At 66.9% G+C, this 26,257-nt stretch carries 31 protein-coding genes and 1 riboswitch; of the genes, 12 read left to right on the top strand and 19 right to left on the bottom strand.

Features of this window, described 5'->3' with window-relative positions; genetic code table 11:
- Positions 1–25 precede the first annotated feature (25 nt).
- Both Q4F19_RS19735 and Q4F19_RS19730 read left to right on the top strand, forming a co-directional pair.
- The gene (locus Q4F19_RS19735) at positions 26–151 is read left to right on the top strand and encodes a hypothetical protein (protein WP_303546306.1); all 126 of its coding nucleotides are present in this window, start codon (positions 26–28) and stop codon (positions 149–151) included.
- Entirely contained in the window at positions 148–456 is a 309-nt protein-coding gene (locus tag Q4F19_RS19730) for an alkylphosphonate utilization protein (RefSeq protein WP_303546305.1), read from the top strand. Before Q4F19_RS19735 ends, Q4F19_RS19730 begins: the two co-directional genes overlap by 4 nt.
- 512 nt (positions 457–968) lie before the next feature.
- Here the strand turns inward: Q4F19_RS19730 and Q4F19_RS19725 are convergent.
- Complete coding sequence (locus tag Q4F19_RS19725) at positions 969–1,364, bottom strand: VOC family protein (protein WP_303546304.1); 396 nt, start codon at positions 1,362–1,364, stop codon at positions 969–971.
- Positions 1,365–1,437: 73 nt separating this feature from the next.
- Between Q4F19_RS19725 and ung the strand changes: the two genes are divergently transcribed.
- Both ung and Q4F19_RS19715 read left to right on the top strand, forming a co-directional pair.
- A complete protein-coding gene (ung, locus tag Q4F19_RS19720; RefSeq protein ID WP_303546303.1) occupies positions 1,438–2,133 on the top strand; it encodes a uracil-DNA glycosylase in 696 nt (231 codons plus the stop codon).
- 250 nt (positions 2,134–2,383) lie between these two features.
- On the top strand, positions 2,384–3,181 hold the full coding sequence (locus Q4F19_RS19715) for a hypothetical protein (protein WP_303546302.1): 798 nt from the start codon (positions 2,384–2,386) through the stop codon (positions 3,179–3,181).
- 52 nt (positions 3,182–3,233) lie between these two features.
- Here the strand turns inward: Q4F19_RS19715 and Q4F19_RS19710 are convergent, their stop codons facing one another.
- Positions 3,234–3,443, bottom strand: coding sequence for a hypothetical protein (locus Q4F19_RS19710; protein ID WP_303546301.1), 210 nt, complete (start codon positions 3,441–3,443; stop codon positions 3,234–3,236).
- A gap of 132 nt (positions 3,444–3,575) precedes the next feature.
- Between Q4F19_RS19710 and Q4F19_RS19705 the strand changes: the two genes are divergently transcribed.
- Genes Q4F19_RS19705 through Q4F19_RS19695 form a run of 3 tightly spaced genes read left to right on the top strand, consistent with a single transcriptional unit; the run spans position 3,576 to position 4,620 of the window.
- Positions 3,576–3,989 carry a GFA family protein gene (locus Q4F19_RS19705; protein ID WP_303546300.1) on the top strand — a complete coding sequence of 138 codons (414 nt, stop codon included), beginning with the start codon at positions 3,576–3,578 and terminating at the stop codon, positions 3,987–3,989.
- 59 nt (positions 3,990–4,048) lie between these two features.
- Complete coding sequence (locus tag Q4F19_RS19700) at positions 4,049–4,348, top strand: type II toxin-antitoxin system ParD family antitoxin (protein ID WP_303546299.1); 300 nt, start codon at positions 4,049–4,051, stop codon at positions 4,346–4,348.
- Positions 4,349–4,377: 29 nt separating this feature from the next.
- Complete coding sequence (locus Q4F19_RS19695; RefSeq protein WP_303546298.1) at positions 4,378–4,620, top strand: type II toxin-antitoxin system prevent-host-death family antitoxin; 243 nt, start codon at positions 4,378–4,380, stop codon at positions 4,618–4,620.
- 89 nt (positions 4,621–4,709) lie between these two features.
- Here Q4F19_RS19695 and Q4F19_RS19690 read toward each other — a convergent pair whose 3' ends face one another.
- The 11 genes from Q4F19_RS19690 to rutB all read right to left on the bottom strand — a co-directional run bounded on the left by Q4F19_RS19690 (position 4,710) and on the right by rutB (position 15,656).
- The gene (locus tag Q4F19_RS19690; protein WP_303546297.1) at positions 4,710–5,267 is read right to left on the bottom strand and encodes a hypothetical protein; all 558 of its coding nucleotides are present in this window, start codon (positions 5,265–5,267) and stop codon (positions 4,710–4,712) included.
- Positions 5,264–6,193, bottom strand: a complete 930-nt coding sequence (locus Q4F19_RS19685; RefSeq protein WP_303546296.1) for a hypothetical protein — start codon at positions 6,191–6,193, stop codon at positions 5,264–5,266. The genes Q4F19_RS19690 and Q4F19_RS19685 overlap by 4 nt, the downstream gene beginning before the upstream one ends.
- Before the next feature lie 146 nt (positions 6,194–6,339).
- Positions 6,340–8,229, bottom strand: coding sequence for a phosphomethylpyrimidine synthase ThiC (gene thiC, locus Q4F19_RS19680; RefSeq protein WP_303546295.1), 1,890 nt, complete (start codon positions 8,227–8,229; stop codon positions 6,340–6,342).
- Between the two features lie 50 nt (positions 8,230–8,279).
- Positions 8,280–8,372, bottom strand: a riboswitch (TPP riboswitch).
- A gap of 169 nt (positions 8,373–8,541) precedes the next feature.
- A complete protein-coding gene (locus Q4F19_RS19675) occupies positions 8,542–9,867 on the bottom strand; it encodes a PQQ-like beta-propeller repeat protein (RefSeq protein WP_303546294.1) in 1,326 nt (441 codons plus the stop codon).
- A 2-nt stretch (positions 9,868–9,869) separates the two neighbouring features.
- Positions 9,870–10,574: a tetratricopeptide repeat protein gene (locus Q4F19_RS19670; RefSeq protein WP_303546293.1), complete on the bottom strand. Its 705-nt coding sequence runs from the start codon at positions 10,572–10,574 to the stop codon at positions 9,870–9,872.
- Between the two features lie 145 nt (positions 10,575–10,719).
- Positions 10,720–11,172 (bottom strand): hypothetical protein, encoded by a 453-nt coding sequence (locus Q4F19_RS19665; protein ID WP_303546291.1) that lies wholly within the window; start codon positions 11,170–11,172, stop codon positions 10,720–10,722.
- A 94-nt stretch (positions 11,173–11,266) separates the two neighbouring features.
- Positions 11,267–12,505 (bottom strand): hypothetical protein, encoded by a 1,239-nt coding sequence (locus Q4F19_RS19660; RefSeq protein WP_303546289.1) that lies wholly within the window; start codon positions 12,503–12,505, stop codon positions 11,267–11,269.
- A gap of 90 nt (positions 12,506–12,595) precedes the next feature.
- Positions 12,596–13,666 (bottom strand): pyrimidine utilization protein A, encoded by a 1,071-nt coding sequence (rutA, locus tag Q4F19_RS19655; RefSeq protein ID WP_303546288.1) that lies wholly within the window; start codon positions 13,664–13,666, stop codon positions 12,596–12,598.
- Between the two features lie 2 nt (positions 13,667–13,668).
- Positions 13,669–14,472, bottom strand: a complete 804-nt coding sequence (gene rutD, locus Q4F19_RS19650) for a pyrimidine utilization protein D (protein ID WP_303546286.1) — start codon at positions 14,470–14,472, stop codon at positions 13,669–13,671.
- Positions 14,472–14,855 (bottom strand): pyrimidine utilization protein C, encoded by a 384-nt coding sequence (gene rutC / locus Q4F19_RS19645; protein ID WP_303546285.1) that lies wholly within the window; start codon positions 14,853–14,855, stop codon positions 14,472–14,474. Before rutC ends, rutD begins: the two co-directional genes overlap by 1 nt.
- A 117-nt stretch (positions 14,856–14,972) precedes the next feature.
- Positions 14,973–15,656, bottom strand: a complete 684-nt coding sequence (rutB, locus tag Q4F19_RS19640; protein ID WP_303546460.1) for a pyrimidine utilization protein B — start codon at positions 15,654–15,656, stop codon at positions 14,973–14,975.
- A gap of 123 nt (positions 15,657–15,779) precedes the next feature.
- Here rutB and Q4F19_RS19635 point away from each other — a divergent pair, with 123 nt between their 5' ends.
- Positions 15,780–16,187, top strand: a complete 408-nt coding sequence (locus tag Q4F19_RS19635; RefSeq protein WP_303546283.1) for a SufE family protein — start codon at positions 15,780–15,782, stop codon at positions 16,185–16,187.
- 125 nt (positions 16,188–16,312) lie between these two features.
- On the opposite strand, the gene Q4F19_RS19630 is transcribed toward Q4F19_RS19635, so the two are convergent.
- Positions 16,313–18,163 (bottom strand): AsmA family protein, encoded by a 1,851-nt coding sequence (locus Q4F19_RS19630; protein ID WP_303546281.1) that lies wholly within the window; start codon positions 18,161–18,163, stop codon positions 16,313–16,315.
- 57 nt (positions 18,164–18,220) lie between these two features.
- Complete coding sequence (locus Q4F19_RS19625; protein WP_303546279.1) at positions 18,221–18,406, bottom strand: DUF1674 domain-containing protein; 186 nt, start codon at positions 18,404–18,406, stop codon at positions 18,221–18,223.
- Positions 18,407–18,467: 61 nt separating this feature from the next.
- Between Q4F19_RS19625 and Q4F19_RS19620 the strand changes: the two genes are divergently transcribed.
- The 3 genes from Q4F19_RS19620 (at position 18,468) to Q4F19_RS19610 (ending at position 21,868) form a co-directional block, all read left to right on the top strand.
- Positions 18,468–19,757: an RsmB/NOP family class I SAM-dependent RNA methyltransferase gene (locus Q4F19_RS19620; protein ID WP_303546277.1), complete on the top strand. Its 1,290-nt coding sequence runs from the start codon at positions 18,468–18,470 to the stop codon at positions 19,755–19,757.
- A gap of 91 nt (positions 19,758–19,848) precedes the next feature.
- Positions 19,849–20,103, top strand: a complete 255-nt coding sequence (locus tag Q4F19_RS19615; RefSeq protein ID WP_303546275.1) for a GCG_CRPN prefix-to-repeats domain-containing protein — start codon at positions 19,849–19,851, stop codon at positions 20,101–20,103.
- A 115-nt stretch (positions 20,104–20,218) separates the two neighbouring features.
- Positions 20,219–21,868 carry a hypothetical protein gene (locus tag Q4F19_RS19610; protein ID WP_303546273.1) on the top strand — a complete coding sequence of 550 codons (1,650 nt, stop codon included), beginning with the start codon at positions 20,219–20,221 and terminating at the stop codon, positions 21,866–21,868.
- 9 nt (positions 21,869–21,877) lie between these two features.
- Here the strand turns inward: Q4F19_RS19610 and Q4F19_RS19605 are convergent, their stop codons facing one another.
- Positions 21,878–22,282 (bottom strand): GtrA family protein, encoded by a 405-nt coding sequence (locus Q4F19_RS19605; protein WP_303546271.1) that lies wholly within the window; start codon positions 22,280–22,282, stop codon positions 21,878–21,880.
- Positions 22,283–22,332: 50 nt separating this feature from the next.
- Here Q4F19_RS19605 and Q4F19_RS19600 point away from each other — a divergent pair, with 50 nt between their 5' ends.
- Positions 22,333–24,114 carry an AcrB/AcrD/AcrF family protein gene (locus tag Q4F19_RS19600; protein ID WP_303546269.1) on the top strand — a complete coding sequence of 594 codons (1,782 nt, stop codon included), beginning with the start codon at positions 22,333–22,335 and terminating at the stop codon, positions 24,112–24,114.
- 36 nt (positions 24,115–24,150) lie between these two features.
- On the opposite strand, the gene Q4F19_RS19595 is transcribed toward Q4F19_RS19600, so the two are convergent.
- The 3 genes from Q4F19_RS19595 to folD are packed head-to-tail and all read right to left on the bottom strand — an operon-like array spanning position 24,151 to position 26,257.
- Entirely contained in the window at positions 24,151–24,783 is a 633-nt protein-coding gene (locus tag Q4F19_RS19595) for a MarC family protein (protein WP_303546267.1), read from the bottom strand.
- A complete protein-coding gene (locus tag Q4F19_RS19590; protein ID WP_303546265.1) occupies positions 24,780–25,367 on the bottom strand; it encodes a Cif family virulence factor in 588 nt (195 codons plus the stop codon). Before Q4F19_RS19590 ends, Q4F19_RS19595 begins: the two co-directional genes overlap by 4 nt.
- Entirely contained in the window at positions 25,364–26,257 is an 894-nt protein-coding gene (gene folD / locus Q4F19_RS19585) for a bifunctional methylenetetrahydrofolate dehydrogenase/methenyltetrahydrofolate cyclohydrolase FolD (RefSeq protein WP_303546263.1), read from the bottom strand. The genes Q4F19_RS19590 and folD overlap by 4 nt, the downstream gene beginning before the upstream one ends.

Here is a 26,257-nt window from a genome sequence, read left to right as displayed (position 1 = left end):
GCCTTCCGCCCCATGGGAACTTATCATGGCCAAGGGCCAGGCGAAATCGAACAAGGAAACGCGCAAGCCGAAGGCGGCCAAGGCGCCCAAGCAGAATGCCTCCAATCCTTCGACCAAGGACAAGCCCGTCTCGATCACCACGCTGAAGTGAGCGAGGTCGACGAGGACGCCTTCGTCTATGACGAGGCGAGCGGCGAATGGATCAGCGCTGGCGCGGCGCGCGCCGAGGCGGACGACGACGCGGCCGTGGTGCGCGACGCGGTCGGCAACGTGCTCGCTGTCGGCGATCAGGTGACGCTCATCAAGGACCTGACCGTCAAGGGCGCTGGTCAGACGCTGAAGCGCGGCACGCTCATCAAGTCGATCCGGCTGACCGGCGACGCGCAGGAGATCGACTGCAGATATGAGGGCATCAAGGGCCTCGTCCTGCGCGCCGAGTTCGTGAAGAAGCGCTGAGCCTTCTCCCCATTCCTAGAAGGCGGCGTTGCAAAAGTCGGGCAAACCCCAAAAACCGTTCGTGCTGAGCTTGTCGAAGCACCGCCCTTCTTTGGAAAAGCCTCGATAAAAAGTACGGCCCTTCGACAAGCTCAGGGCAAACGGAATTGGGCTTTGAACTTTTGCAACAGTCCCTTCCGCGGAGGGGATTGAGGGGTGGGTTGCTGTCGATGCGCACATGCGATCCGGGAGAAGGCGCTGTCGCCGCGGCGCGCCCGGCTCAAGGCGCCCCCGATCGGGGCAGGAGCCAGCTTCCTGCGCGCAGACGCGGGTAATCCGGAGGCAGAAAACGATCTTCCTCCGTGCGATCGGGCAACTGCCCGCTGGAGGTGCGTATGATCAACCATGCCATCAGGATGACCCACCCCCGCATCGGCATCTTCCCCGCTTCGGGATGCATGTACCTGATATGTTCTTTCGGATCAAGGCGTCTTTCGGACCACTGCACCTCGAATCGAGCCGGCTCTACGCGCTCAGGCGAACTGCACGAGATCCCACAAATTGCCGTAGAGATCGGCGAAGACCGCGACCGTCCCATAAGGCTCGACGCGCGGCGGGCGGACCCAATCGACACCGGCGGCGGTAAAGGCGGCGTGGTCGCGCGCGAAATCGTCGGTGGCGAGGAACAGGAAGACGCGGCCGCCCGACTGGTCGCCGATCGCGCGCGCCTGTCCGGGCGTGGCGGCGCGCGCGAGCAGGATCGTCGTCGCCTGCTCCGGCGCGCCGGGCGGGCGGATCGTGACCCAGCGCTTGCCCGGTTCGGGCTGAGGCGAGTCCTCCACGAGGCCGAAGCCGAGCTTGCCGACATAGAAAGCCAGCGCCTCGTCATAGTCGCGGACGATCAAAGCGATATGAGCGAGGCGGGGCATGGCGATCTCCGGGACGGCGCGATTGACGGGCGGCGCACGGTTTCGCATCGCCGGCCCAAGGAGACGATAGACGATGGCGGAGACGAAGCTGCCCGAAAGCTGGCGCGCGGCGCTGGGCGACGCGCTGGCCGCGCCGCAGATCGCGGCGTTGCGCGCCTTCCTCGCGGCCGAGCAGGCGGCGGGCAAGCGCATCTTTCCCGCCGAAGGCGCCCGGTTCCGCGCGCTGGAGCTGACCCCGCTCGATCGGGTCCGCGTCGTCATCCTCGGCCAGGATCCCTATCATGGCGAGGGGCAGGCGCATGGCCTGAGCTTCTCGGTCCTGCCCGGCGTCCGCCCGCCGCCGAGCCTGGCCAATATCTACAAGGAATTGCACTCCGATCTCGGCGTCGCGCGGCCCGCGCACGGCTTTCTCGAACATTGGGCGAAGCAGGGCGTGCTGCTGCTCAACAGCGTGCTGACCGTGGAGATGGGGCGGGCCGCCTCGCACAAGGACAAGGGCTGGGAGCGCTTCACCGATGCGGTGATCCGCGCCGTCGCCGCGCAGCCTCAGCCGGTCGTGTTCCTGCTATGGGGTGCCTATGCGCAGAAGAAGGCGGCGTTCGTGGAAAGCGCAGGCGGGCGACACCTCGTGCTGAAGGCCGCGCACCCCTCGCCGCTCTCCGCGCATAACGGCTTCCTCGGCTGCCGCCCTTTCTCGCAGGCCAATGCGTTTCTCGTCGCGCACGGGCAGGCGCCGATCGACTGGGCGCTGCCGGAGACGGTCGGCTAGGCCTGCCGGCAGGCCATGTGCCGATGCCGACGGCGGTAGAAACAGGTGCGACGCCCTCAGCCCGTTCGTCCTGAGCCGTCGAAGGCCTGTTCCGTCTGCGCACCAAGGCCGGTGCCGTCGAATGCCTGCAGGACATGCGCTCAGGCAGGCTTCGATGCGCCTGCGTCGAACGGACAGAGACCCCGCATCGGTCGAACCGATATTCACTTTTCGTTGTCCTACAGCATACCAGATAGGTTATATAGGACGGATGAGCAGAGCCAGATCCCCCCGCCGGCGGGTTGCCGCGCCCCCGTCGTCGCCCAGGGCCTCCGCCTTCGCGCCCGTCCCCACCCGCGCCCGCCACGATGGCTGGACGCCCCATCGCCAGACCGCCTTCATCGATGCGCTCGCGCAAAGCGGCTGCATCCACGAAGCCTGCGCGTCGGTCGGCGTATCGCGCCAGTCGGCATATGCGCGGCGCGCGCGCATCGATGCGCAGGCCTTCCGCATCGCCTGGGATGCGGCGCTGGATTATGCGATCCGCCGCCTGTCCGACGAATGCCTGTCCCGCGCGCTCAACGGCACGCCCGTGCCCCATTATTTCGGGGGCGCGGTCGTCGGCGAGCATCGCCGCTACGATACCCGCCTTGCGCTCTTCCTGCTCCGCTATCGCGATCCGCTGCGTTATGCCGCCACGCTCGATCAGATGGTCTATTCGGGCCATGTCGAAGCCGCCGCGATCCGCCTTTCAAAGGCGCGCGATCGCACGGCCGACGAGGCGCACAAGGTCCCGGATCTGCCCGACGATCCCGATGTCGCGCCGTTCGAGACCGTCCCGCTGTCCGAAGAGCGCGCGCGCCGGGATGAAGACGCGCTTATCGGCTCCGACGCCCCCCTTCACGGCACGGTCGAACGGCGTCGGCGGATCGAGGCGCTCCGCCGCGCACGGCGCGTGGCGGAGCCGCCGCGGGACGGGGCCGGCTTCGACGAAGAGGAGCACGCGCTTGTCGAAAAGCTGATCGCATCGCTGGGCGAACCGCCGCCGGGGACCGGGGGTGGGGGGTGACGTAGTGTCAACTTTGTCAACTTCCGCGCGGATCCGCCGATCCGCCGCCGGATCAGTCCTGCGGTGGCGGCAAGGCCTTCGGTCGGCGTTTGGCACGGACGATCGGCGGGATGGCGAGCAGGATCGCGGCGACGAGCCCGCCGACCGCGAGGAAGCCGAGCGGGGTGGCGTGCGCCTCGGCCTCCATCGTGACATTGCCCCAGCGTATCGTGGCGCGCGCGGTCTGCGGGGCGGCGAGCGGGTGGGGCGTTTCGGGTGGCATGAAGCGGCTCCTCGAGCGCCGAGCCTAGCACAGGCGGTGGCTTCAGCGCGCGGGGCGAATCGGCTATGAACCCGCTTCGGGAGCGGCCCACCGCGCGCCGCGCCCGCGCTTGTTCTGATCGGGGAGCGAGACATGGCGAAGAAGCACACGGCCCGCTGCGCGTGCGGCGCGATCACGTTCGCATTCGACAGCGATCCCGATTTCATCGCGGTCTGCCACTGCCTCGATTGCAAGAAAGCGAGCGGCGGCGAGGCGGCGACCTGGTTCGGCGTGCCGGAGGCGGATTTCGCGCTGCTGAGCGGGAGCCCGCAGGCCTTCGGATATATCGCGGATTCCGGCCAGAAACTCGATCGCAATTTCTGCCCGACCTGCGGTGCCCGGCTCTATACGAGCAACCTCGGCAGCTTTCCGGGGCTCGTCTTCGTCCAGCTCGGCAGCCTCGACGATATGGCGTGGGTTCGGCCCAAATTGGAGATGTTCGTGAAGCGCCGCCTGCCCTGGGCGACGCCGCTGGACGTGCCCCAGTTCGAGGCGATGCCGTCGTAACGGATCGACCGGAGATTGGCAGGCGGCGCAAGAAACGGCATAAACAGGCCATGCCGCGGATGACGATCTCCATCCCCGAAGCGCTCAAGAGCTGGGCAGAGCAGCGCGTGGCCGAGGGGCGCTACACCACGACGAGCGACTATGTCGCCGATCTGGTGCGCCGCGATCAGGAGAATCGCGAGAAGTTCACGCGCCTGCTGACCGTGATCGACGAAGGCCTGACCACGGGCGAAACCGATCCGTTCGCCTATCTCAAGACGCTGCGGCGGCGCGTGGGGGATGTGCGCGATCCGGATGCGGACGGGGATGCGAACGGCAAGGACGAGCCGGACGACGCCGGCAGTGACCGATCGCATTGACGTTGGCGAGATCGTCGGCATTTTCGGCAATGCGGACGGTCAGCTATTCCGAGGCGCGGGAGAACCTGGAGGCGCTTATCGACAAGGTCGTCGCCGATCGCGCGCCGATCCTCGTCACGCGCAAGCGCGGCGGGAACGTCGTGCTGATCTCCGCCAGCCAATGGGCAAGTGTGGAGGAGACGCTGTATCTCATGGCGTCGCCGGCCAATGCGAAGCGGCTGCTCGATAGCATCGCTGGGTTTGATGCTAGTGAGCGCGTCGAGTCAGACTGACCCGTCGGTTACGCTCAGCATATAGAGAGCTGACTGGTAATAAGATCGCGCCTCAAGCGCGTGCGAATGCGCATTAGGAACAAGTCGGGCTAGCGTTGAAGCTCGCGCACCTTGCCAAAAAGATATCGCAAACGCCTCAGGATTCGTAAAAACGTGGTCGCAGTTTCAAGCATCAAAAAGTACAGAAGTGATCGCCCGAAAAATTCAGGTGCCCAAAAATAACGGGCCACACTCAAAGGGGCGCTGCTCGATAGAGCCGGCATTAAAAGTGCCACAACGCAGCTTGATATCAATGCAAGAGCGACAATGGTAAAATAGTACAGCATTCGAAATACGCTGTCAGCCAGCTTATCGATACGTTTCTGTTTGGAAGCCTGCTCAAGAGAGTCTATCTCTTTTACGACGCTGAACTCATGATCCACAAAAAACATAAGAGCGCTGAACGAAAAACCGGCGATGATCGATACGGCAGATAAAAGACCGCTCAATAAGTCTTCGCTAGGTCGCCCAGATATGACGCCCAGAGCGCAGCAGATCGCCACGCCCGAAAAATAGTATAGAAAAACGGCGCGGTCACTCCACGCTTTTCCGCCGCCGCCGAAAGTGGCACGATTTTCGGACCAAGACGAGAAATTAACGGGGATCATGCAACCGCATCAATGATCTGACTATGAAGCATAGAAACCATGGCTTGGGCAGTGACGGAATACTCAGGGTGGCCGTCGATATTGTATGGGACGGAAAGATGGAGCTTCGTTGCGAACTGACTATCGCCGATAACGTGAAAGCGCTTCTCACGGCCATCCACATCAGCGATCAAGACGCAGTTTTGAACGTCCTCGTCATCAGCCGACATCAGATGGTTGGCGCTCAGCATTTGGCCAAGTGCGGCTATCTTGCCGGGGTCGTCAGATGATACGAAAGGAAGGAATACCTCCCTGGCAGCCTCTTCAAATGCTTCATCTTTCCCGCCGGAACGTTGTAGAACCACGACCCTCTTCTTGGTTAGAACGTTGTCTTGGTCTAAACGTCCGCTAGCCATAATATTAATTCGGATTTCTTTTGGGCGTATTGTATGAGCCTCGTGGATATCACGTCGAAAGGAATACGATCGAAGTCCCGCACGCGAATGCAGATGACGTGTTAAGCCCCACTTGAGTGTCTCGTAGCCACCGTAGTTTCCCAGGTACTGAGCCCCAACGAAAATCTTCCCATCGTCGGAAAGATATAGAACATAGAGAAACTCTCGTTGATTGAGACTCTGGGCTGAAATCTTTCCCTTCTCGGTATTGTGATACGCATGACCGGAATACGAGGTCTGGAACGTTCCGCTAGCTATGCGCGAATTCACACGCTCGAAGTTTCTCAAAGGCACTAATGTACCAATTCGAAGACGCTCTTTTTGTGCCTCGTCATCAAAATCCGGCCATGGCTGATTTTCGATTCCGCTGCAGAGAAAATCAAATTCATCAGTAGTGTACGGAATGATCGAGCCATTTCGATCTTCGGTCTCGCGCTGCAGAAAATGAAAGCTTACTGAAGCAAGATCCTTTGATCGTCGTGCCACACGCACCCCCCCCAATTATGTTATGCCCTTTATCAATAATTTGAATTTATAAGCAAGTGACAGCGTTAAGCGCGCCGTACCCTATAAGCATAGCTGGATGCTGTCTGGCTGGTTTGGCGACTGGGCTTTGTCTCGGCAGGCAAGTTCCTCCCTCAATCATGCTCCCGATCGCCAGCGCCCATGTAAAGCTCGCTCCCCGTCTCGCGGAAGACCTTGCTCATCTCGGCCATGCCGGCTTCGGCCTCGTCCTCGGCCAGCTGGGGATTGGCGGCGAGGAAGGTGTCGGCTGCGGCGTTCTGCTTCGTCGCGAATTCGCGGACCTCGGCCGAGATCTTCATCGAGCAGAATTTGGGGCCGCACATCGAGCAGAAGTGCGCGGTCTTGGCGCCTTCCGCCGGGAGCGTCTGGTCGTGATAGAGTTCGGCCGTGTCGGGATCGAGGCTCAGGTGGAACTGGTCGCGCCAGCGGAAATCGAAGCGCGCGCGCGACAAGGCATCGTCGCGGAGCTTCGCGGCCGGGTGCCCCTTGGCGAGATCGGCGGCGTGCGCGGCGAGCTTGTAGGTGACGACGCCGACCTTCACGTCGTCGCGATCGGGCAGGCCCAGATGCTCCTTGGGCGTCACGTAGCAGAGCATCGCGCAGCCGAACCAGCCGATCATCGCCGCGCCGATGCCGCTGGTGATGTGGTCGTAACCCGGCGCGATATCGGTGGTGAGCGGCCCGAGCGTATAGAAAGGGGCCTCGCCGCACGCCTCCAGCTGCTTCTCCATATTCACCTTGATCTTGTGCATCGGCACGTGGCCGGGGCCCTCGATCATGACCTGCACGTCCTGCGCCCAGGCGCGCTTGGTGAGCTCGCCCAGGGTCGCGAGTTCGCTGAACTGGGCTTCGTCATTGGCGTCGGCGATCGAGCCGGGCCGCAGGCCGTCGCCCAAGGAATAGGCGACGTCATAGGCCTTCATGATCTCGGTGATCTCGTCGAAGCGCTCGTAGAGGAAGCTCTCCTTGTGGTGCGCGAGGCACCATTTGGCCATGATCGATCCGCCGCGGCTGACGATGCCGGTGACGCGCTTCGCGGTCATCGGGATATAGGGCAGGCGGACGCCGGCGTGGATCGTGAAATAGTCGACGCCCTGCTCGGCCTGCTCGATGAGCGTGTCGCGGAACACCTCCCAGGTCAGGTCCTCGGCGACGCCGCCGACCTTCTCCAGCGCCTGGTAGATCGGCACGGTGCCGATCGGCACGGGCGAGTTGCGCAATATCCATTCGCGCGTGTCGTGGATGTTGCGCCCCGTCGAGAGGTCCATCACCGTGTCCGCACCCCAGCGGATCGACCAGACCATCTTGTCGACCTCGGCGGCGACGTCCGACGCGACGGCGCTGTTACCGATATTGGCGTTGATCTTGACGAGGAAGTTGCGCCCGATCGCCATCGGCTCGCTCTCGGGGTGGTTGATGTTCGAGGGGATGATAGCGCGGCCGCGGGCGACCTCGTCGCGGACGAATTCGGCGGTGACGTAATCGGGGATCGACGCGCCGAAATCCTCGCCGTCGCGGACCAGCTTCTCGTGGAGCTCGGCGCGGCCGGCATTTTCGCGGATCGCGACATAATGCATTTCGGGGGTGATGATGCCGCGGCGGGCATAGTGCATCTGCGAGACGTTGGCGCCGGGCTTGGCACGCAGGACCTGTTTGCGGACGTGCGGGAAGGGATCGACGCCGGCCGAGCGATCGGGGCCCTTCAGGCCATTATCCTCGGGGCGGACTTCGCGCTGCGCGACCTCGGCGACATCGCCGCGGCCGCGGATCCAGTCGCGGCGCAGCTCGGGCAGGCCGGCCATGATGTCGATGCGCGCCTTGGGGTCGGTATAGGGGCCTGAGCAGTCGTAGACGCGCAGGGGCGGCTCGTTGGCGGATGCCTCGAGCACGATCTCGCGCATCGCGACGCGGATGCCGCCGGGGCCTTCGACATGAATCTTGCGGCTGCCGCGGATCGGGCCCGTCGTGACGGCGAGTTCGGTGCGGGCGGGGATATCGGCCATGAGACGCGTCCTTCCGTAAAATACGGACAGAGATCACGCCCTTGCGGCCGCCCCTCCCTCCGCCGGCGCTAACCGGATCAGGTTCGACGGGTCGCGAGGTTTCGCCTCGCCTCTCAGCCGCCGATCACGCGGCCCCCCGGGGATGTCGCGAGTTGTAGGCGGTTAGGGCTCAGGCGAAAAGGGATTAATGCGCCGCAAGCCCCGACCCGCTTGTCCTGAGCGAAGTCGAAGGACGTGCCGCAGAGCGCAGCGCCCGTTGCCCGTGTTTCGACTGCGCTCAGCACGAACGCAATGCGCGCGCCCGAGATGGCCTTAGCGATAAGCGGTGATCGTACCCTTGCCGTCCAGCGTGATCAGCATGTTGTTGACCGCGATCGGAGCGAGCTGGAACGGGCCGCTGCCCTTGATCGTGTCGCGGATCACGCCGTCGACCGCCTGGACGCCGACGATCTCGCCGCGATCGCTGACGACGAACAGCCGTCCGCCGGCGAGGATCGGGCCCGACCACTGAATCGGATTGTCCTTCTTCTTCTTGTTGCGGAAGCGCTCGAGCTGGGTGAGCCAGCGGACCTTGCCGGTGGCGCGGTTGACGCAGAGCAGCTTGGATTCGTCGGTCAGCACGAACAGCCAGTCGCCGACGACCCACGGCGTATCGCCGCCGCCGACGTTGAGCTCCCACAGGCGCTGGCCCGCGGCGAGATCCATCGCGACCATGCGGCCGCCCTGGCCGATCGCATAGACGCGATCATTGTCGATGACGGGCGAGGCGTCGATGTCCGAGATCGTCGCGACCGAGGTCGTGATCGAGGTGCGCGCGAGCTGGTCCTGCCAGACGACGCGGCCATTTTCGTAGCGCAGCGCCGAGAGTTCGCCCGACGAGAAGCCGGCCACGATCGTGCCGCGGCCCAATGCAGGCGCGGCGACGCCGAACACGCCCGCTGCTTCAAGCGTGGCACTGTCGGTCCAGGCGGTTTTGCCGTCCTCGACCTTCAGCGCGAACACCTGATTGTCCTGCGTCACGACATAGACGTTGCCGAGGCCCACGGTCGGCGCGCCGCGGAGCGGTCCACCCGGCCGGACCTTCCACAATTGCTTGCCGGTCGCGGCATCCATCGCGACCGCATCGCCGAGGCCATTGACCGCGAAGAGCTTGCCGTCGTCGAAGGTGACGCCGCCGCCGAAGAGCGCGCCCTTGTCCTTCTTTCCCTCGGCGAAACCCTGCTTCCACACTTGCGCGCCATTTTCGAGGCTGAAGGCGTGGACGACGCTGTCGGCGTCCATCACGTAGAGCCGGCCGCCGGCGACGACCGGCGCGGCGCCGTAGCGCTGCTGGGGCGTGCTCTTGGGGATGCGCGCGGTCCAAACGCGGGCGGGCGCGAGGCCGAGAGCGAGATGGCCCATCGAATGGGCGGGATTGCCGCCGGGCTGCGCCCAGGCTTCGTTCGCGGCGGGCGCGGGCAGGGTTACCGGGGTATCGGACAGCGAGGGATCGACCTCGGCATCGTTCTGCGTGGCGAGCACGGGAATGCGCTCGCCGAGGACCGCGGTCTTGGGCTTGTTGCCGCCCTTGAAGATGCCGCAGCCGCCCAGGCCGGCGACCAGCGCGACCGCTACGAGCGCGCGCGAAACGTTCCTCATCCTCATCCCTTCGAAACCGTATCCGCAGGCTCGATCGTCTCGCCGAGCGTGGTCGCAAGTCCCGCGGCGCGGCCGCGCAGTGTGGCGGGCGCGGTCTGGTCGCGCGCGATCGTCGCGAGCAACTTGGCCGCCGTCTGGTTGTGGCCGAGCTTCAGCTCGGCGAGCGCGGTATATTCGGCGGCGCTGGCGAAGAAGGCCTGGCCGGGCACGACCAGCGGCTTGAGCGTCGCGATCACCTCGGCAGACGGCATCGTATCGAAGCGGATCGCGATCGACCGCAGCAGAGCGACGTCGCGCACCGGCTGGGCGATGCCCTGGTCTGCGGCGATCCCGGCATAGCGCGCGGCGGCGCCCTTCGTGTCGCCCTTCATCGCGGCGGTATCGGCGAGCGCGAGCCCGGCGAGCGCGCGATAGCCGTCGCGCGGCGAATCGCCGACCTGTGCGAGCGCTGCGGCATCGGGCGCGGTCGGCGAATTGCCGGCTTCAAGGTTGGCGAGCGCAGGGGCGAGCTTTTCGCTATCCTGTCCTGCCTGCTGCGCGAGATGGCTCTTCCACCACAGCCAGCCGGCGAGCGCGACGAGCGCGAGCGCGACGAGCGCGGCGATGACCTTTCCGTAGCGGGTGAAGAAAGCCACCGCACGATCGCGGCGGACTTCCTCGTCCACCTCGCGGAAAAAGGCCTCATTATTCTGCGGTGTCAGCGCCAATCCATATCCCCGGGGAGAGCGCCCGACCCATGGGCGCGCGCTCTCTTAGTGCTTGATCGCCCGGGGTGGAAGGGCTGGCCCTTTCCCCGGACGATCCAGCTCATGCGCCGGATCCGCCTGAACGCAGGCTGAGGGGCGCTGCTTGTCAGCGGCGACCGCGCCCGTCATGACCGCCGTCGCGGCCACCGCGGCCACCGCCCCGGCCATGATCGCGGCGGCCATAATCGCCACCGCGGCCACGATTGTAGCCATAGCCACCGCGCGGCCCGCCGCGATAGCCGCGGTCGTAGCCATAGCCGTAGGCGCGGCCATAACCGTAGGAATAGACCGGCGCGTAATAAGCGCCGCCGCCATAATAAGGCTGGCCGTAATAGCCGACATCGGCATAGCCGCCGCCATAAGCCGGGGCGTAACCGCCGTCATAGCCCGATCCGTAGCCGCCACGATCGGACGCGAGCGCCGCACCGACGCCAAGGCCGATAATGCCTGCGGCGACAGCCACGCCCGTATGGTCGCGCGCCTGAGCCGGCTGGACCGCGCCGAGCGAGGCCGCAGCGAGCGCAGCGGCGGCGAGGGTCGCGTTGATCATGATACGCATCTTACTCTCCATCTGTGACCCGGGAGGCCGGGTACGGAGAGCGGTTTGCGCCATTCAGGGTTAATCGGGGTGGAATGGGCCCTGCAGGCGAGGTTCATGCAGCGGCTCGAGGCGCTCTTTCATGTGCGGTTTCAGCGCCTTCCGCGGGCGGCAGGGGCTGCACCGCGCGCCAGCGACGCGCGCGGTGACAGGCCAAGGCATCCAGCACGACACCCGCGGCGCGTGCGGCGGCAGAGCCGTTGTCGATACCCATCATCCGCGCGACGTAGGCCGTCTGCACGGGCGCATAAGCGGGGTGCACCGCATCGGCGCGATCGAGCGCGGCGGCAAGCTCGGGAATGTCGTCGGCGACATCACCCATCGTCCAGTGGCTGAAGCGCGGATCGGCCGCCCAATCGACGCAATCGGGATTGAGGAAGATGATGGGACGGGGATGCTCGGCGAATTCCAGCGCCTGGCTGGAGCCGCAACCGAGATAGATGTCGGCGGCATCGATATAGGTCTGGTCGACGAGCCGGAACGACGTCGCGTCGATATGGATGTTCGGCCGGTCGCGATACGGAGCGACGCGCGCTTCGAAGTCCGGATCGAATTCGGGCAGGCGGATGTGCGGCGCGAGGATCAGATTGTAGCGGTCCGAGGCGGCAAAATGATCGAGTATCTGTTCGCCCATCGCCCACCAGCTGGATTTGCACCGCTTCCAGTGGGGCACGTAGATCACGGTCGGGCGGCGTTCGGCGAAAGGCGGGCAGGGGCGGATCGCGGCGACGGTGCGCATATAATCGCGCTTGATATAGCCGACGGTCACGATCGGCGCGTCGCGATGGCCGCTTTCGCGGACGCGATCCGCCATGCCGTCGCCCGGCATCAGGATGCGCGCGGCGGCGCGGTTGCGCGGCGCCGAGAAATTGGCGTGGGGCCCGGCGCCATGCTCGTTATAGACGAAGTCCGCGCCGAAGCATTGGGCGATGCGCGGCAGCCACAGACTCGTCCGCTCGGCGCAGACCGCGATGTCGTGAGCGAGAATGGCGAAGGCGTTGCGCGCGAGGATGCCGAGCTTGTGCGGCAGATGCGGCGTCTCGCGCGATCCGGCGGGCAGGCGGCGAAAGCCGCGCGCGCGGCGGATCGGCAGCGAGAGGCCTGCGGCCGCCAGCGCGGCGGCGATGATCTCCTCATGCGCGCTGGTGATCACGAACAAGGTGATTCGCGGCGCGTGAGGGGTGGCGGCAAGCGCGATCGCGATCGGCAGCAGATGCGGGATGAGGAACAATTCGCCCAAAAATAGGAAGGCGACCGAGCCGGGCGTCGTGCCGGCCGAAGCGGAGGACCGCATGAATCGGATCTTCAACCGGCCTCTCCCCCGCGAAGGACGCTGATCATAACATGAATCAAAGTTCTCTTCGCCGGGATACCGTGCGCTTAATTATCGCATTGTTCCAGCGCGGCTTTTCATCAGCGGCTGGATGCGCGTGCCGAAATTCTCCACGCCCGCGATGAAATCGTCGAAGGTCAGCAGTACGCCGCCGGTGTTCGGCACCGCCGCCATCTCGTCCAGCATCCGCGCGACATTTTCGTAGGAGCCGACGAGCGTGCCCATGTTGATGTTGACCGCGCCTTCGGGCGCGGCGAGCTGGCGGACATTGGTGTCGGCGTTGACCGTGTCCTTGGCGCCCTGATCGGCGAGCCAGGCGATCGCCTCCAGATCGACGCCGTCGTTATAATTCTGCCACTTGGCCATCGCCGCTGCGTCCGTCTCGTCGGCGATGATCATGATCAGCACGAAGATCGAGACGGCGCGGCCGGTCTTCTCGGTCGCGGCGGCGAGGCGCGCATTGTTCGAGGCGAAGGCGGTCGGCGTGTTGACGCCCTTGCCCAGGCAGAAAGCGTAATCGGCCCACTTGGCCGAGAAAGCGAGGCCCTCGTCCGACGAGCCCGCGCAGATGATCTTCATGTCGCCCTGCGGCTTCGGCCACACGCGGCAATCGTCCATTTGGTAATAATCGCCCTTGAAATCGGACGTGCCGGTTTCCCAGAGCTCGCGCAGGATACCGGCATATTCGTCGAGCATCTTGTAGCGGTTGCGGAAATGCGCGTCGCCGGGCCACAGGCCCATCTGGGTGTATTCGGGCGGCTGCCAGCCCGTGATGAGGTTCAATCCGAAGCGGCCGTGGCTGATCGAATCGATCGTGTTGCACATGCGCGCGGCGAAGGCGGGGGGCAGGAGCAAAGTCGGGCAGGTCGCGTAGATCTTGATCTTACTCGTGACCGCAGCGAGGCCGGCCATCAGCGTGAAGCTTTCGAGGCCATAATCCCAGAATTCGGTCGCGCCGCCGAAGCCGCGCAGCTTGATCATCGAGAGCAGGAAATCGAGGCCGTGCTTCTCGGCGCGGAGCGCGATCTCCTTGTTGAGATCGAAGCTCGGCTGATATTGCGGGGCGGTCTTCGAGATCAGCCAGCCATTGTTATTGATGGGAACGAAGACGCCGACCTGCATGCTCAGGACTCCAAGGTTTGGCGGGCGAGGAACGGAAGAATCGCGCCTGCGAAGCCCTCCGGATCGGTGATGTTGACCGCGTGGCCGCCCCAGGCGAGCGAGGCGAGCTTCGCGTTGGGCAGAAGCGCGGCCAAGCGGCGGCCGGCGTCCGAAGGGACGAGCATGTCGTCTTCCGAGACGAGCACCAGCACAGGCGCGGCGATGCTGCCGGCGATGCGCGAGAGATCGAAGGCGGCGAGCGCGGCGATGCGGCGCTCGACGACGTCGGCGCCGGGGAAGGCGGCGAGCTGGTGGGGCAGTTCGCGCTCCAGATCGTCGCTGTGCGCGGAGATCCAGTTGGCGGGATAGAGGAAGATCGGCTGCGCGCGCAGGAAGGCCTCCGGGCCGGCGCCGCGGAGGATCGCCATGCGCGCGGCGAAGCAGCGCAGGAAGTGCGGGTCGGCGGTCGCCCAGCCGTTGATCGCGACGACCGAGCGGACGCGCTCCGGCGCGCGCGCGGCGAGCGACAGGCCGATCATCGCGCCCGCGGCATGGCCGATGATGTGCGCCGAGGGGAGGGCGAGCGCGTCCATCAGCGTGAGCAGATCGTCGGTCATGCCGACGTCGGGCTCCTGCGCATAAGGCAGAGCGCGCTCGCTGCGGCCGGTGCCGCGGTGATCGTAAGCGAGCACGCGATAGTCGGCGGTCAGCGCGGGCAGGTTAGGCGCCCAGTAACTGGCGGAGCCGCCGAGGCCGGAGGAGAGGATGACGACCGGCGCGCCTTCGGGACCGTGAAATTCGTAATGGAGGCCGTTCGCGTCGGGCATCAGCTAAGATGCGCCACGCTGGCGATCTCGACGAGGCAGTCGGGCTTCACCAGCGGCGTCTGGACGCAGTAGCGCGCGGGCTTCTGGCCGGGGAAATAGTCGGCATAGACCGCGTTGACCGCCGCATAATCGGCGAAGTCCTTCAGGAAGATGTGGTTCATCGCGATGTCGGCCATCGTGCCGCCGGCCGCCTCGACGGTGATCTTGATCGCTTCGAGAATGTGGCGCGTCTGCGCGGCGGCATCGCCGACATGGAGGACCACGCCGCCTTCGCCGAGCGCGAGGATCCCCGACGTGTAGAGCGTTTTGCCCGCCTTCGCGGCGGCCGAGAAGGGGGCGATGGGAGTTGGGAATTGGGGCGGGTTGATCGCTTCGAAGGGCATGGTTGTCCTCATTCAGATAATCCGTTCGTCCTGAGCGAAGTCGAAGGACGGGCTGCTGGCGACACCGCCGGTTTCACGTGCTTCGACTTCGCTCAGCACGAACGGCGAGGAGGGATGTCACGTCTCCATCTGGCCGAAGCTGCCGCAGAAATCCGCGGTCGTGCTGACCCAGCCGAAGAAGCGCTCGACATTGTAGACGCTCGCCTCCTGCATCGCGGGCGGACCCAGATGGTGCGTCGCATCCTCCAGCATCACGCCGAAATATTCGAGGTGGAAGCCGTCGCGGAGCGTGCTCTCGACGCAGACATTGGTGGCGATGCCGACGAAGACGATCGTGCGGATGCCGCGCGCGCGCAGCACGCTATCGAGCTGCGAGTTGAAGAAGGCCGAATAGCGCGTCTTGGGGAGGCGGATGTCGCCGGGCTGGGGCTTGAGGGCTTCGACGAGCTCGTAATCCCAGCCGCCACGCGCGAGCAATTTGCCATGGAGCTCAGGGCGCGCGCGCATCGTCTTGAGCGCGTTCGACTTGTGGAAATTGGGCGACTGGCCGGCGGTGCCCGCCTCGACATAATCGGCGTCCCAGCCATTCTGGAGATAGACGATCTGCACGCCCGCCGCGCGGCCTGTCTCCAGCACGGCGGCGATCTTCTCGATCGTCGCGGCGGCGCCGGCTATGTCGAAGCCGGCGAGATCGACGTATCCGCCGAGGCTCGCATAGGCATTCTGCATGTCGATGACGACGATCGCGGTCTCGTCCGCGGCGACGCGGATCGGCTCGGGGCGCGCGGGCAGGGTGACCATCCGCTTGCCCGGCGCTGCGGCGACTTCGACGACCTGGGGTTCGGGCAAAAGATGCTCCTGATGACGCGCCGATGAGTCTGGCGCAGGCTTCCGGGGAGGGCAAGCGCCTGCTAGCGGGCCGCCATGGCCGAACCGCTGGACGATATCCTCGCCGAATATGAGTTCCTCGAGCCCGACGATCGCTATCGCCTGCTGATCGATCTCGGGCGGACGCTGGAGCCGATGCCCGAGGCGCTCAAGACCGACGCCACCTTGGTGCGCGGCTGTTCGGCCTCGGTATGGGTCTATCCGACCAGATTGCCCGACGGGCGGCTGCACTTCCTCGCCGATTCGAATGCGGCGATCACGAAGGGGATCATCGCGCTGGTGCTGCAGACGGTGCAGGACCGCGCGGCGGTGGCGATCGAGGCGACCGATATCGAGGGGGCGCTGGCGCCGTTCGATCTGAAGACGCAGCTCAGCTCGAACCGGACGCAGGGGATCCCGAACATGATCGCGCTGATCCGCGCGACGGCGGCGCGGCAGGGCTAGCTCACCCCCCTCCGCTCGCTTCGAGCGGAGATCGAGCGCAGCCGAGATCGTAGTCGAGAAGGCGCGCCAGATGGGATGCTTCTCGACTGCGCTCGAACCCAACGGGGTTGGTGAGGGCGGCGCGCTTAGCGGAGTGCGCGGGCCGCAAGTCCCGCGCAATCGGCGTCGGCGGCGAGCGGCAGGGGCTTGCCTGAGAGCGCCTGGCGGATCGACCTGAAGATGCCCTTGGTCGAGGTTGCGGCGGGGGCGCTGACGGTGGGGGTGAAGAGCGCGCCTGTCACGCGGATCGGGCCGGAGAGGCGCAGCGCGCTTGGCTGTTTGGGCGCGCCGGTGACGGCGAGATCCATCCGCTCGTCCGTCAGATCAAGCAGGCCGGTCGCCTCGGCGCGGGCGACGCTGGTGTCGATGATGACGGGCGCAGGACGTGCCTGGCCGCCTTGGACGATGAAGCTGCCGATCCCGCAGCGCAGCCGCGCGACCTCGCCCGCCTGCGCGCGCAGCCCGCGGCCGATATCCTGGCCGAGCAGCAAGGCCGTCTTGCGGCCGAGCGTGCCGTCATGGCCGACGATCGCGACGCGACCGCTGGCAGTGCCGATCGCGCGGCGGATTGTCGCGCCCGTGCCGTCGAGCAGGAAGCGCCCGGCGAGCGCGCCCGAGAAAGCGGTCGGATCGGTCGCGAGCGATTCGATGCGGCTGCCGGCGAGACGCAGATCGAGATGCAGCCGCGTCGCGCGCTCGACCTGCGTGATCCGGATCAGCCCGCTGAGCGTGCCGCTCTCGAGCGTCGTGACGAACGGGGAGAGCGTGAGCACGCCATGATCGAGCGCCATATGGCCGCGGACCGAGCGCGCGGCGCTGGGCGCGCGGAACAGCAGGCGATGGACCTCGATATCGAGATCGCCGTCGGTCCTGAGCAGATGATCGAGCGCGATCCGCGTCTCGGGGATGCGGCGGTCGGGGGCGGCGGCGCGCTTGGCGGCGGCCTTGGCGCGCCCCTCGGCATTGGCGAGATCGTCGAAATCGAGCGCGCTGGCGACGACCTTGCCGGTCAGTTTCGTGCGATCGCCGAGCGTGATCGCGAGCGCGCCCGTCGCCTGCGAGCGGCCGAGCGTGAGGGCGAAGGAGCGCAAGGTCCAGATCCGCGCATCGTGGCGAACGTCGGCGACGATCCGCGCGGGCGCGGTGCCGGGGAGGCCCGCCTCGACGATGAGATCGAGATGCTTGAGATCGTCGCCCCAGGCGGTGGTCTGCGCCGAGAAATGGCCGAGGCTGAGCGGCGTGTCGGCCTGCCCGACGAGCGTGGCATTGGCGATCGGCGAGCGATAATCGAGGCGGAACGGCCAGGGTTTGCGGCCCGCTAGGCCGGGAGCGGTGAGCGCGAGGGTCGTCGGCTTGCCGATCAGCGTGCCGGTGCCGGCGAGGCGGAAGGCGCGATCGTCGGCGGAGATGCCGGCCGTGAAGAAATGGTCGCGTTTGTAATCGTCGAAGCGGAGCTGGCCGTCGCGGATCACGACATGCGCCGGGCCCGGCCCCTTGCCGCCTTTGCCGCCTTTGCCGCCGGGAATGTCCTTCCAGTTGGCATGGTCGGAGTCGCGGCGGATCAGGTGGACGCGCAGCCCCTCCAGCTCCACCGACTGCGCGCGGATCGCGCCGCGCAGGACGGGCAGGATCGGCAGGATGACGGTGGCGCGGCGCACGCTCGCGAAATCGCCGCCGCCGACCCAGCCGGGCTGGGCGACGCGGATGCCGTCGATCGCGAGCGTCGCATCCAGCAAGCCGTGATCGAGGCGCCGGATCGAGGCGATCGTGACCTGGCGGCCGAGCCGCGCGCTCAGGCGCTGTTCGATCGGGTGGCGCAGCCAGGTCCAGCCGAAGCTGAGGAGCAGCAACGCCGCGACCAGCAAGAGCACGAGCAAAACCGCGACACCGGCGAGCGCGATGCGGGGACCACGACGGGACAGGAAAGCGGGCCGCATCGATCCAAGACGCGCGATCGACTGCTTCCGTTCCGGCCCTAAGCGCCGGGCGCCCGGTCAGAAATCGATGGCGATGCCGTTGCGCTCCCAGTCGCCATAGCGCGTCGGCGCGAGCAGGCGATCGGGATCGGGTGCCTCGTCGGACGCGCGCGGCTCGGGCACGGGCGGGCTCTTCGAAAGGTGCGCGGGCGGCGTGACGTTCGGCGGGCGGCGGCCGGGCAGGTGCGTGGTTTCGTCGGTCATGGCGCGGCTCCTGGCGGCGGCGGCGTTGCGGTAAGGGCGCATCGCGGCCACATGCTGCCAGATGGCCACTTCCCCCGATCCCGACAAGACCGCCGCTCCCGGCATGGCGGCGCGCGCTGCGGCGCTGCGCCTGCTCGATGCCGTGCTCCGGCGCGGCCTGCCGCTGGAGGGCGCGCTCGACAAGGCGGCGCGCGGGCTCGACCGCTCCGAGGATCGCGCGCTCGCGCATGCGATCGCCGCGGCGGTGCTGCGCCATCTCGGCGATCTCGACGCGGCGATCGACGGCGCGACGAAGCAGCGCCTGCCCGACGATGCCAAGGCGCGCTTCGTGCTGCGCATCGCGCTCGCGCAGACCCTGCTGCTCAACACGCCGCCGCACGCGGCGATCGCGACGGCGCTGCCTTTGGTCGACGGGGGCCCGCGCAAGCTCGTCCACGGCGTGTTCGGATCGCTGACGCGCGCGGGCGTGACGCTGCCCGATCCGCCGAACCTGCCCGCCGACGTCGCGGAGCGCTGGGCCGAGGCGTGGGGCGACGAGGTGGTCGCTGCCGCGCAGAGATCCTCCGCGGCGCTTGCCCCGCTCGATCTGTCGCTGCGCGCGGTGAGCAGGACGGCGGAGTGGGCCGAACGGCTCGGTGCGGTGAGCCTCGCGCCGGGCCATCTGCGGCTGCCTGCCGGAACGCGGATCACCGAGCTCGACGGGTTCGAGGAAGGCGCCTTCTGGGCGCAGGACATCGCGGCCGCCTTGCCCGCGCGCCTGCTCGGTTCGGGCGAGGGCAAGACCGTGCTCGATCTGTGCGCGGCGCCGGGCGGCAAGACGATGCAGCTCGTCGCCGCCGGCTGGAGCGTGACCGCGATCGAACTCGCCGAGAGCCGCATCAAGCGGCTGAAGGCCAATCTCGCGCGCACGAAGCTGGTGGCGACGATCCGGCTGGGCGACGCGCTGACCTATGCGCCGGCCGAACCGTTCGATGCGGTGCTGCTCGACGCGCCCTGTTCGGCGACGGGCATCTTCCGACGGCATCCGGACGTGCTCCACCGCGTCCGCCCACGCGCGATCGTGGAGATGGCCGAGCGCCAGAGGGCAATGCTCGCGCGCGCGGCCGGCGCGGTGAAGCCGGGCGGCACCCTCGTCTATGCGGTCTGCTCGCTGGAGCCCGAAGAAGGCGAGCGGACGATCCAGGCGTTCCTCGCGGCGCAATCGGGCTTCCGGATCGAGCCGCCGACCGACGTCGAACTGCCCACCGGGATCGCCGCCGCGCCAGAGGGCTGGGTGCGGATCCTGCCGGGCATACTGGAAGCCGAGGGCGGCGCGGACGGCTTCTTCATCGCGCGGCTGCGCCGCAACTGATCGCACAGGGCGAAGCGACGATCCGAGGAACGCGGCCGTCCCCGTAACGTTCGGTTGGCAGATCGAATTCATGATCAGGTAGGAGAGCGATATGAAAAGATTGATCGCAATCGCCTTGGCGGTCAGTGCGGGCGTCACGGCGATCGCCGGCGCATCCAGTGCGCAAGCGGCGCAAGGGTGTGGCGCCGGCTTCCATCGCGGCCCCGCGGGCCGCTGCCGCCCGAATGGCGGCCCGGTCGTCCGCGATCGGCTGATCGTCGGCCGTCATTATGATCGCGGTTATTGGGATGGCCGCCGCTACTGGCGCGAGCGCTATCGCCATCAGAATGGTTGGCGCTACCGCTGATCCGACACGCTGACGGGCCGGCGCGCACGATTGCGCCGGCCCCTTGGCCTTCGGACGGCGGGCGTCGGCCGCCTTACCCCTTGCCGCGACGCTCACGATATTCATAAGGCAGGCCATGTTCCGGCCCGCGCTTCCCCCGTCCCTTCCGCCCAAGGGCTGGTGGAACAGCGGCTGGTTTCTGATCCTGATGGTGCTGGCCGCGGCAATTCCGCTGATCTGGCCGGGCATGCCGCCGCTGACCGATCTGCCCGGGCATATGGGCCGCTACCGCGTCGAGATCAGCGATCCGGCCTCGCCGCTCCGCCAGCTTTATTACGGCTATGAATGGCGCTTCCTCGCCAATCTGGGCGTCGATATCGCGATCCTGCCGATGGCGCGGCTGTTCGGGCTGGAGCTGGGGCTCAAGCTGATCGTGCTCACGATCCCGCCGCTGATGGCGGCAGGCCTGCTGTGGACCGCACGCGAGGCGCATGGCCGCGTGACGCCGCCGGCCCTGTTCGCGCTGCCGCTGACCTACAGTTTCCCCTTCATCTGGGGCTTCCTCAATTTCAGCTTTTCGATGGCGCTGGCGCTCAACGCCTTCGCGCTCTGGCTGCGGCTGGGGCGGCAGGGCCGGTTCAGCCTGCGCGCCTGGCTGTTCGTGCCGATCGGGATCCTGCTGACGGTCGCGCACATCTTCGGCTGGGCGGTGCTGTGCCTGCTGGCGTTCGCGGCGGAGGTCGTGCGCCAGCGCGATCGCGGGACCGTCGTGTGGCGGTCCTTGTGGAACGGCGGCTGGGCGTGCATCTCGCTGGCGCCGCCGATCCTGCTGCTGCTCGCCTGGCGCATGGCCTCCGGCGCCGCCGACGGCGTCACCGAAAATGCCGACTTCTTTTACTGGCGCGCGAAATACATCTATTTGCTCTCCGCGCTGCGGGCGCAGTGGATGGTGCTGGATATCGCCTGCGTCTATCTGCTGTGGGGGCTGATCGCGTTCGGGCTGGGCGGCGTCTGGGTGCGGATGAATCGCACGCTGGGCATCGCCAGCCTCGTGCTGATGATCGCGTATGCGCTGCTGCCGCGGATCCTGCTCAATTCGGCTTATGCCGATATGCGGCTGGCGCCGTACGTGATCGCGATCGGGACGATCGCGCTGACGCTGAAGAGCTCGGTGCGCTGGCAATCCGCCGCGGTCGCGGGCGCGGCGACCTTCTTCTACGCGGGGCGGCTCCTGCTGCTGACGCTGAACTTCGCGCAGCACGATGCCGCGAACGCGCGCCAACTGGAGGCGCTCGACCATATCCGCCCCTATAGTCGCGTGTTCGTGCAGGCCTCGCTCCAGTGCCTCGGCCAGTGGGAGACGACGCGGATGGATCATCTGGGATCGATGGCGATCGTCCGCCGCGGCGCGTTCATGAACGGCCAGTGGGCCGATCCCGGCGCGCAATTGCTCGTTCTCAAATATGTCCCGCCCGACGATTACGACAAGGATCCGAGCCAGATATTACGGCCCTATCGCTGCCGCCAGGCGGATGCGAAGACCTATCCCGAGGCGGTCAACGCGCTGCCGCGCGGCGCCTTCGATTATGTCTGGCTGATCAACCTGCCCAAGGGCATCTGGGCGAGCTTCCCCGGGCTGATGCCGATCTGGACGGGCGAGAAAGCGGGCATCCTCTACAAGGTGATGCCCGAGCATCGCTTCCTGCCGATGCCGAACCTGCCCAAGGTCAAGAAGCGGAAGAAGGGGCTGGGCTCGGATCCCACCGATCGGCCGGAGAAGCCCTAGCGGCGCTCCCTAGCGGAACACCCACCAGCGGTTGATCGCGAAGATTGCGAAGGGGGTGACGCACCAGACCGGCACCTGCACGGTCCAGTGCGGCCAGTGCAGCGCGGTCGCGAACAGCCACGTCCAGAACGCGTTGAGCGCGAAGCTGGGGAGAGCGGCGAGGAAGAATCGCAGCCACGCCTTGCGCCCGCGCCCGCCTTGGCCGGCGAAGGTGATGCGGCTGTGGAGATTGTAGCCGACCACGACCGAGACAAGGAATGCGGCGAGATTGCAGATCTGGATGCCGGCATGCGTGAGCGTGTCGAGCCCGACGAAGATTGCGGTATAGATGCTCGTGACGACGACGCCGTTGACGCCATAGCGGAGGAGCTGGCCGAACAGCTTGCGTCTTCCGTCCTTCGCCATCGCCGTCATCGCACATGCCTTGCTCTTTTGCCGCGCCCGCCTAGAGGCCGGAGGCAGCGATGGAAAGCTGGATCACCACCAATCGGGAAGACGATGCGGCCGACTGGCGGGGCTGGTTCCTGCTGTTCTGGCTCGTCGCCGCAATCTGGCTGATCCAGTATAAATGGGGCGCGATCCACTGGTTCGCGCTCTCCGACACCGACGACAATATGCGCTTTGCGCAGGTGCGCGCTCTCCTCGACGGGCAGGGCTGGTACGATCTGCGTCAGCACCGGTTCGATCCGCCGAACGGCATCTCGATCCACTGGTCGCGCATCGTCGATCTGCCGATCGCGGGGCTGATCCTGCTGCTCCGGCCGATATTGGGCGGTGAGCAGGCTGCGCGCTGGGCGTGCGCGATCGCGCCTCTGCTGGCGATGGGCGCGGGGCTCTACGGGACGATGCTGACCGCAAGGCGGCTTGTGAGCCCCCAGGCTTATGTGCTGGCGGCTGCGATCCTCGCCTGCGCGCAGACGACGGTGCTGATGTGGATGCCGCTGCGCATCGACCATCATGGCTGGCAGCTGGCGACCTTGATCATCGCGATTGCGGGCATCGCCGATCCCAAGCGCGTGCGCGGCGGGGTGACGACGGGCCTCGCCACCGCAATCAGCCTGACGATCGGGCTGGAGCTGATGCCCTATCTCGCCACCGCCGGCGCGCTGATCGCCTTGTGGTGGGTATTGGACGGCGACGAGGCGGACCGGCTGCGGGCCTACGGAGCGAGCCTCGCGGCGGGCGCCGCCGCCGGCTTTGCGGCGTTCGCATCGTATGACAACCGGCAGCCGCTGTGCGATGCGCTGACGCCCGTCTATCTCTCGACCCTCCTGGAGGCGGGCGCGGCGCTCGTCCTCCTCGCCTTCGTGCCCGTCCGCTCGCTGCCGGTGCGCGCCGTGCTGGCGGTCGTGGCGGGGGCGCTGATCGCAGGCGTCTTCGTCTATGCCTGGCCGCAATGCCTCGGCCGGCCTGAGCATATCACGCCCGAGCTCGATCGGATGTGGTTCAGCCATATCCGCGAGGCCAAGCCGCTCTACGAGCATAGCTGGCGGATCGCGGTGCCGATCATGGCGCTGTCGGTGATCGGCTTCGGCGGCAGCCTGTTCGCGCGCTGGCGTGCGCGGGGCACGCCGCTCGCGATGCCGTGGACGGTCGTCTCGCTCTTCTCGCTCTTCTCGATGCTGCTTCTGCTCTGGCAGACGCGCGCCGGGCCCGCCTCGCAGCTGATGGGCGTGATCGGCGCGACCGCGCTCGGCCAGCCGATCCTGAGCCTGACGCTCAACCACCGCGCGATGCTGGTGCGCGTGCTGGGCTCGGTCGCGGCGTTCGTCGCGGTATCGGGCGTGTTCGCGGGGCTGATCATCAACTGGATCCCCGAGCACAAGACCGCCTATCGCCGCACCGTGGATACCGCCAACCGGCGCTGCCCGACGCTGCCGGCGCTGAAGCCGATCGCCGAAATGCCGCCGGCGACCTTCCTGACCTTCACCGACATGGGGCCGCGCCTGATCGCGGTCACGCATCACAGCGCGATCGCCGGGCCCTATCATCGCGCGGGCAGCGACATTCTCGATGTCCAGCACAGCTTCCGCGCCGAGGATCCCGAGGTCGCGCACGAAGTGATGAAGCGGCATGGCGCGACGATGCTGCTGCTATGCCCGGGGATGAGCGAATCCACCGTCTATGCGGCGGAGAACAAGAAGGGCTTCTACATCCAGCTCAACCGCGGGACGGTGCCCAAGTGGCTGGAGCGGGTCGAGCTGCCGAAGAATTCGCCGTTCAAGCTCTGGCGGCTGGTGGGGTGACGCGCCAACGGCGCTGACCGGCCGCGCGCCAAAACTTTAGCCGAAGCTCGCCTTCAGGCCGTCGACCACGAACTGCGTCGCCAGCGCCGCAAGGATCACGCCGAGCATGCGCGTGATGACCGCTTCGATCCGCGCGCCGAGCACGCGCATGATCGGGCCGGCGGCGAGCAACGCCAGCGCCATCAGGATCATCACTGTTATCAGCGCGCCGAGCACCGTGACGAGCGCGAGCCCGTGATTGTGCGAGGCGAAGAGCATGACGGTCGCGATCGAGCCCGGGCCGGCGATCATCGGGATCGCCATCGGGAAAACCGAGATATCCTCGATCTCACGATGCTCGGCCTCGGCGCGCTTGGCGATCTCCTCGGCGCGGCCCTCGCGCCGCTCGGTGCGCTTTTCGAACACCATTTCCAGCGCGATCAGGAACAGCATGATCCCGCCGGCGATCCGGAACGCATCGAGGCTGATGCCGAGCGCGTGGAGCAAGGGTTCGCCGATGATCGCGAAGACGATCAGGATCGCGCCTGCGATGAGGGTCGCGCGCAGCGCCATCGCGCGCCGCTGGGCGGGGCCGGCGCCGCGCGAAAGGCCGGCATAGATCGGTGCGCAGCCGAGCGGATCGATCACGAGGAAGAAGGTGACGAACGCCGAGATGAAGAGCGTGATCATGTGCCCACGATCCGATCCGCGACGATGGCCCATGTGCCGCGCGCGGCGGCGAGCACGCGCATCCGCCACGCGGCGCCGTCTTTCGTGACGCTCCAGCGCAGCGAGCCATCCTGCGACTCGCCGCCGGCGAGCATGGCCGGCGTCGCGGGCGGAGGCGGCAGGCGGCCGCATGCCGCGCGCGTCGCGACGACCGTGTCTCCGGCGGGGCTGCCGCCGGCATCGTCGGCGCCGCCGCCGTCATAGAGCCATTTCCACGCACCATCGGGCTGGCGCTGCCAGATCGTCAGGAAGCGGCCATGGCCCCTGGCCGAGCGCCATGGGCCGGTCGAGAAAGCCAAGCTGCCGTCGCACGCGGTGACGGTGCGCGCGGGCCACCACATGAGCGCGACGCGCGGATCCTTGAGCGGCGCGAGGAACTTGGCGGCGTCGGTCGGGCCGTCGGTCAGGATCCGCGCACCGGGGGCCATGAAGCGGCGGAACGCGGTCCACTGCCCTTCGGTCTGCGCAGTCGCGGCGAAGGCCCGCTCTGCCTGTTCGACGGGTTGGCTCGCTGCAACGGCAGCGGCAAGCGCGAGCGCGATCACAGCGTGCGCTCGTCCAGCGCGATGCCGGTCTTGCGGTGCGCGGCGACGAGGGTGTTGCGCAGCAGGACCGCGATCGTCATCGGCCCGACGCCGCCGGGCACGGGCGTGATCGCGCCAGCGACCTCGATCGCCTCGTCATAAGCGACGTCGCCAATCAGCTTCGTCTTCCCGTCCGGCAGCGTAACGCGGTTGATGCCGACGTCGATCACGGTCGCGCCGGGCTTGATCCAGTCGCCGCGGATCAGCTCGGGCACGCCGACCGCGGCGATGACGATGTCCGAACGGCGGACCGCGCCGAACAGGTCGCGCGTGCGGCTGTGCGCGATCGTGACGGTGCAGCTTTCGGCGAGCAGCAATTGCGCCATCGGCTTGCCGACGATGTTCGAGCGGCCGACGACGACCGCTTCGAGCCCGGCGAGATGATCGTGATAGTCCTTGAGCAGCATCAGGCAGCCGAGCGGGGTGCAGGGCACGAAGCCGGGCAGGCCGCTGGCGAGGCGGCCGGCGTTGATCGGATGGAAGCCGTCGACATCCTTTTCCGGATCGATCGCGGCGATGATCGCATGCGCATCGATCTGCGGCGGCAGCGGCAGCTGGACGAGGATGCCGTCCACGGTCGTGTCGGCATTGAGCGCGCGGACGAGCGCGAGCAATTCCTCCTGTGTCGTCGTCGCGGGCAGGCGGTGGACGGTCCCGCCGATATGCGCCTCGGCCGAGGCGCGCTCCTTGGCGCGGACATAGACCGCGCTCGCGGGATCCTCGCCCACCAGCACCACGGCCAGCCCCGGCAGGCGGCCTGCCGCATCGGCGAACGCCTGCGCCTGTTCGGCGACGCGCGCGCGCAGGCTGAGCGCCGTGGCCTTGCCGTCGATGATCTTGGCGTCGCTCAT

The organism is Sphingomonas natans (genome assembly GCF_030546695.1).
GTDB lineage: Bacteria > Pseudomonadota > Alphaproteobacteria > Sphingomonadales > Sphingomonadaceae > Sphingomonas_I > Sphingomonas_I natans.
Note: the sequence above shows the minus strand (reverse complement) of the source record. Positions and strands in the feature narration are given on the sequence as shown.

Coding starts and splice junctions, on each gene's coding strand:
- Q4F19_RS19735 (WP_303546306.1), top strand. CDS start 26: ATGGCCAAGGGCCAGGCGAAATCGAACAAGGAAACGCGCAAGCCGAAG.
- Q4F19_RS19725 (WP_303546304.1), bottom strand. CDS start 1,364: ATGCCCCGCCTCGCTCATATCGCTTTGATCGTCCGCGACTATGACGAG.
- ung (WP_303546303.1), top strand. CDS start 1,438: ATGGCGGAGACGAAGCTGCCCGAAAGCTGGCGCGCGGCGCTGGGCGAC.
- Q4F19_RS19715 (WP_303546302.1), top strand. CDS start 2,384: ATGAGCAGAGCCAGATCCCCCCGCCGGCGGGTTGCCGCGCCCCCGTCG.
- Q4F19_RS19710 (WP_303546301.1), bottom strand. CDS start 3,443: ATGCCACCCGAAACGCCCCACCCGCTCGCCGCCCCGCAGACCGCGCGC.
- Q4F19_RS19705 (WP_303546300.1), top strand. CDS start 3,576: ATGGCGAAGAAGCACACGGCCCGCTGCGCGTGCGGCGCGATCACGTTC.
- Q4F19_RS19700 (WP_303546299.1), top strand. CDS start 4,049: ATGACGATCTCCATCCCCGAAGCGCTCAAGAGCTGGGCAGAGCAGCGC.
- Q4F19_RS19695 (WP_303546298.1), top strand. CDS start 4,378: ATGCGGACGGTCAGCTATTCCGAGGCGCGGGAGAACCTGGAGGCGCTT.
- Q4F19_RS19690 (WP_303546297.1), bottom strand. CDS start 5,267: ATGATCCCCGTTAATTTCTCGTCTTGGTCCGAAAATCGTGCCACTTTC.
- thiC (WP_303546295.1), bottom strand. CDS start 8,229: ATGGCCGATATCCCCGCCCGCACCGAACTCGCCGTCACGACGGGCCCG.
- Q4F19_RS19675 (WP_303546294.1), bottom strand. CDS start 9,867: ATGAGGAACGTTTCGCGCGCGCTCGTAGCGGTCGCGCTGGTCGCCGGC.
- Q4F19_RS19665 (WP_303546291.1), bottom strand. CDS start 11,172: ATGCGTATCATGATCAACGCGACCCTCGCCGCCGCTGCGCTCGCTGCG.
- Q4F19_RS19660 (WP_303546289.1), bottom strand. CDS start 12,505: ATGCGGTCCTCCGCTTCGGCCGGCACGACGCCCGGCTCGGTCGCCTTC.
- rutA (WP_303546288.1), bottom strand. CDS start 13,666: ATGCAGGTCGGCGTCTTCGTTCCCATCAATAACAATGGCTGGCTGATC.
- rutD (WP_303546286.1), bottom strand. CDS start 14,472: ATGCCCGACGCGAACGGCCTCCATTACGAATTTCACGGTCCCGAAGGC.
- rutC (WP_303546285.1), bottom strand. CDS start 14,855: ATGCCCTTCGAAGCGATCAACCCGCCCCAATTCCCAACTCCCATCGCC.
- rutB (WP_303546460.1), bottom strand. CDS start 15,656: ATGGTCACCCTGCCCGCGCGCCCCGAGCCGATCCGCGTCGCCGCGGAC.
- Q4F19_RS19635 (WP_303546283.1), top strand. CDS start 15,780: ATGGCCGAACCGCTGGACGATATCCTCGCCGAATATGAGTTCCTCGAG.
- Q4F19_RS19630 (WP_303546281.1), bottom strand. CDS start 18,163: ATGCGGCCCGCTTTCCTGTCCCGTCGTGGTCCCCGCATCGCGCTCGCC.
- Q4F19_RS19625 (WP_303546279.1), bottom strand. CDS start 18,406: ATGACCGACGAAACCACGCACCTGCCCGGCCGCCGCCCGCCGAACGTC.
- Q4F19_RS19620 (WP_303546277.1), top strand. CDS start 18,468: ATGGCCACTTCCCCCGATCCCGACAAGACCGCCGCTCCCGGCATGGCG.
- Q4F19_RS19615 (WP_303546275.1), top strand. CDS start 19,849: ATGAAAAGATTGATCGCAATCGCCTTGGCGGTCAGTGCGGGCGTCACG.
- Q4F19_RS19610 (WP_303546273.1), top strand. CDS start 20,219: ATGTTCCGGCCCGCGCTTCCCCCGTCCCTTCCGCCCAAGGGCTGGTGG.
- Q4F19_RS19605 (WP_303546271.1), bottom strand. CDS start 22,282: ATGACGGCGATGGCGAAGGACGGAAGACGCAAGCTGTTCGGCCAGCTC.
- Q4F19_RS19600 (WP_303546269.1), top strand. CDS start 22,333: ATGGAAAGCTGGATCACCACCAATCGGGAAGACGATGCGGCCGACTGG.
- Q4F19_RS19595 (WP_303546267.1), bottom strand. CDS start 24,783: ATGATCACGCTCTTCATCTCGGCGTTCGTCACCTTCTTCCTCGTGATC.
- folD (WP_303546263.1), bottom strand. CDS start 26,257: ATGAGCGACGCCAAGATCATCGACGGCAAGGCCACGGCGCTCAGCCTG.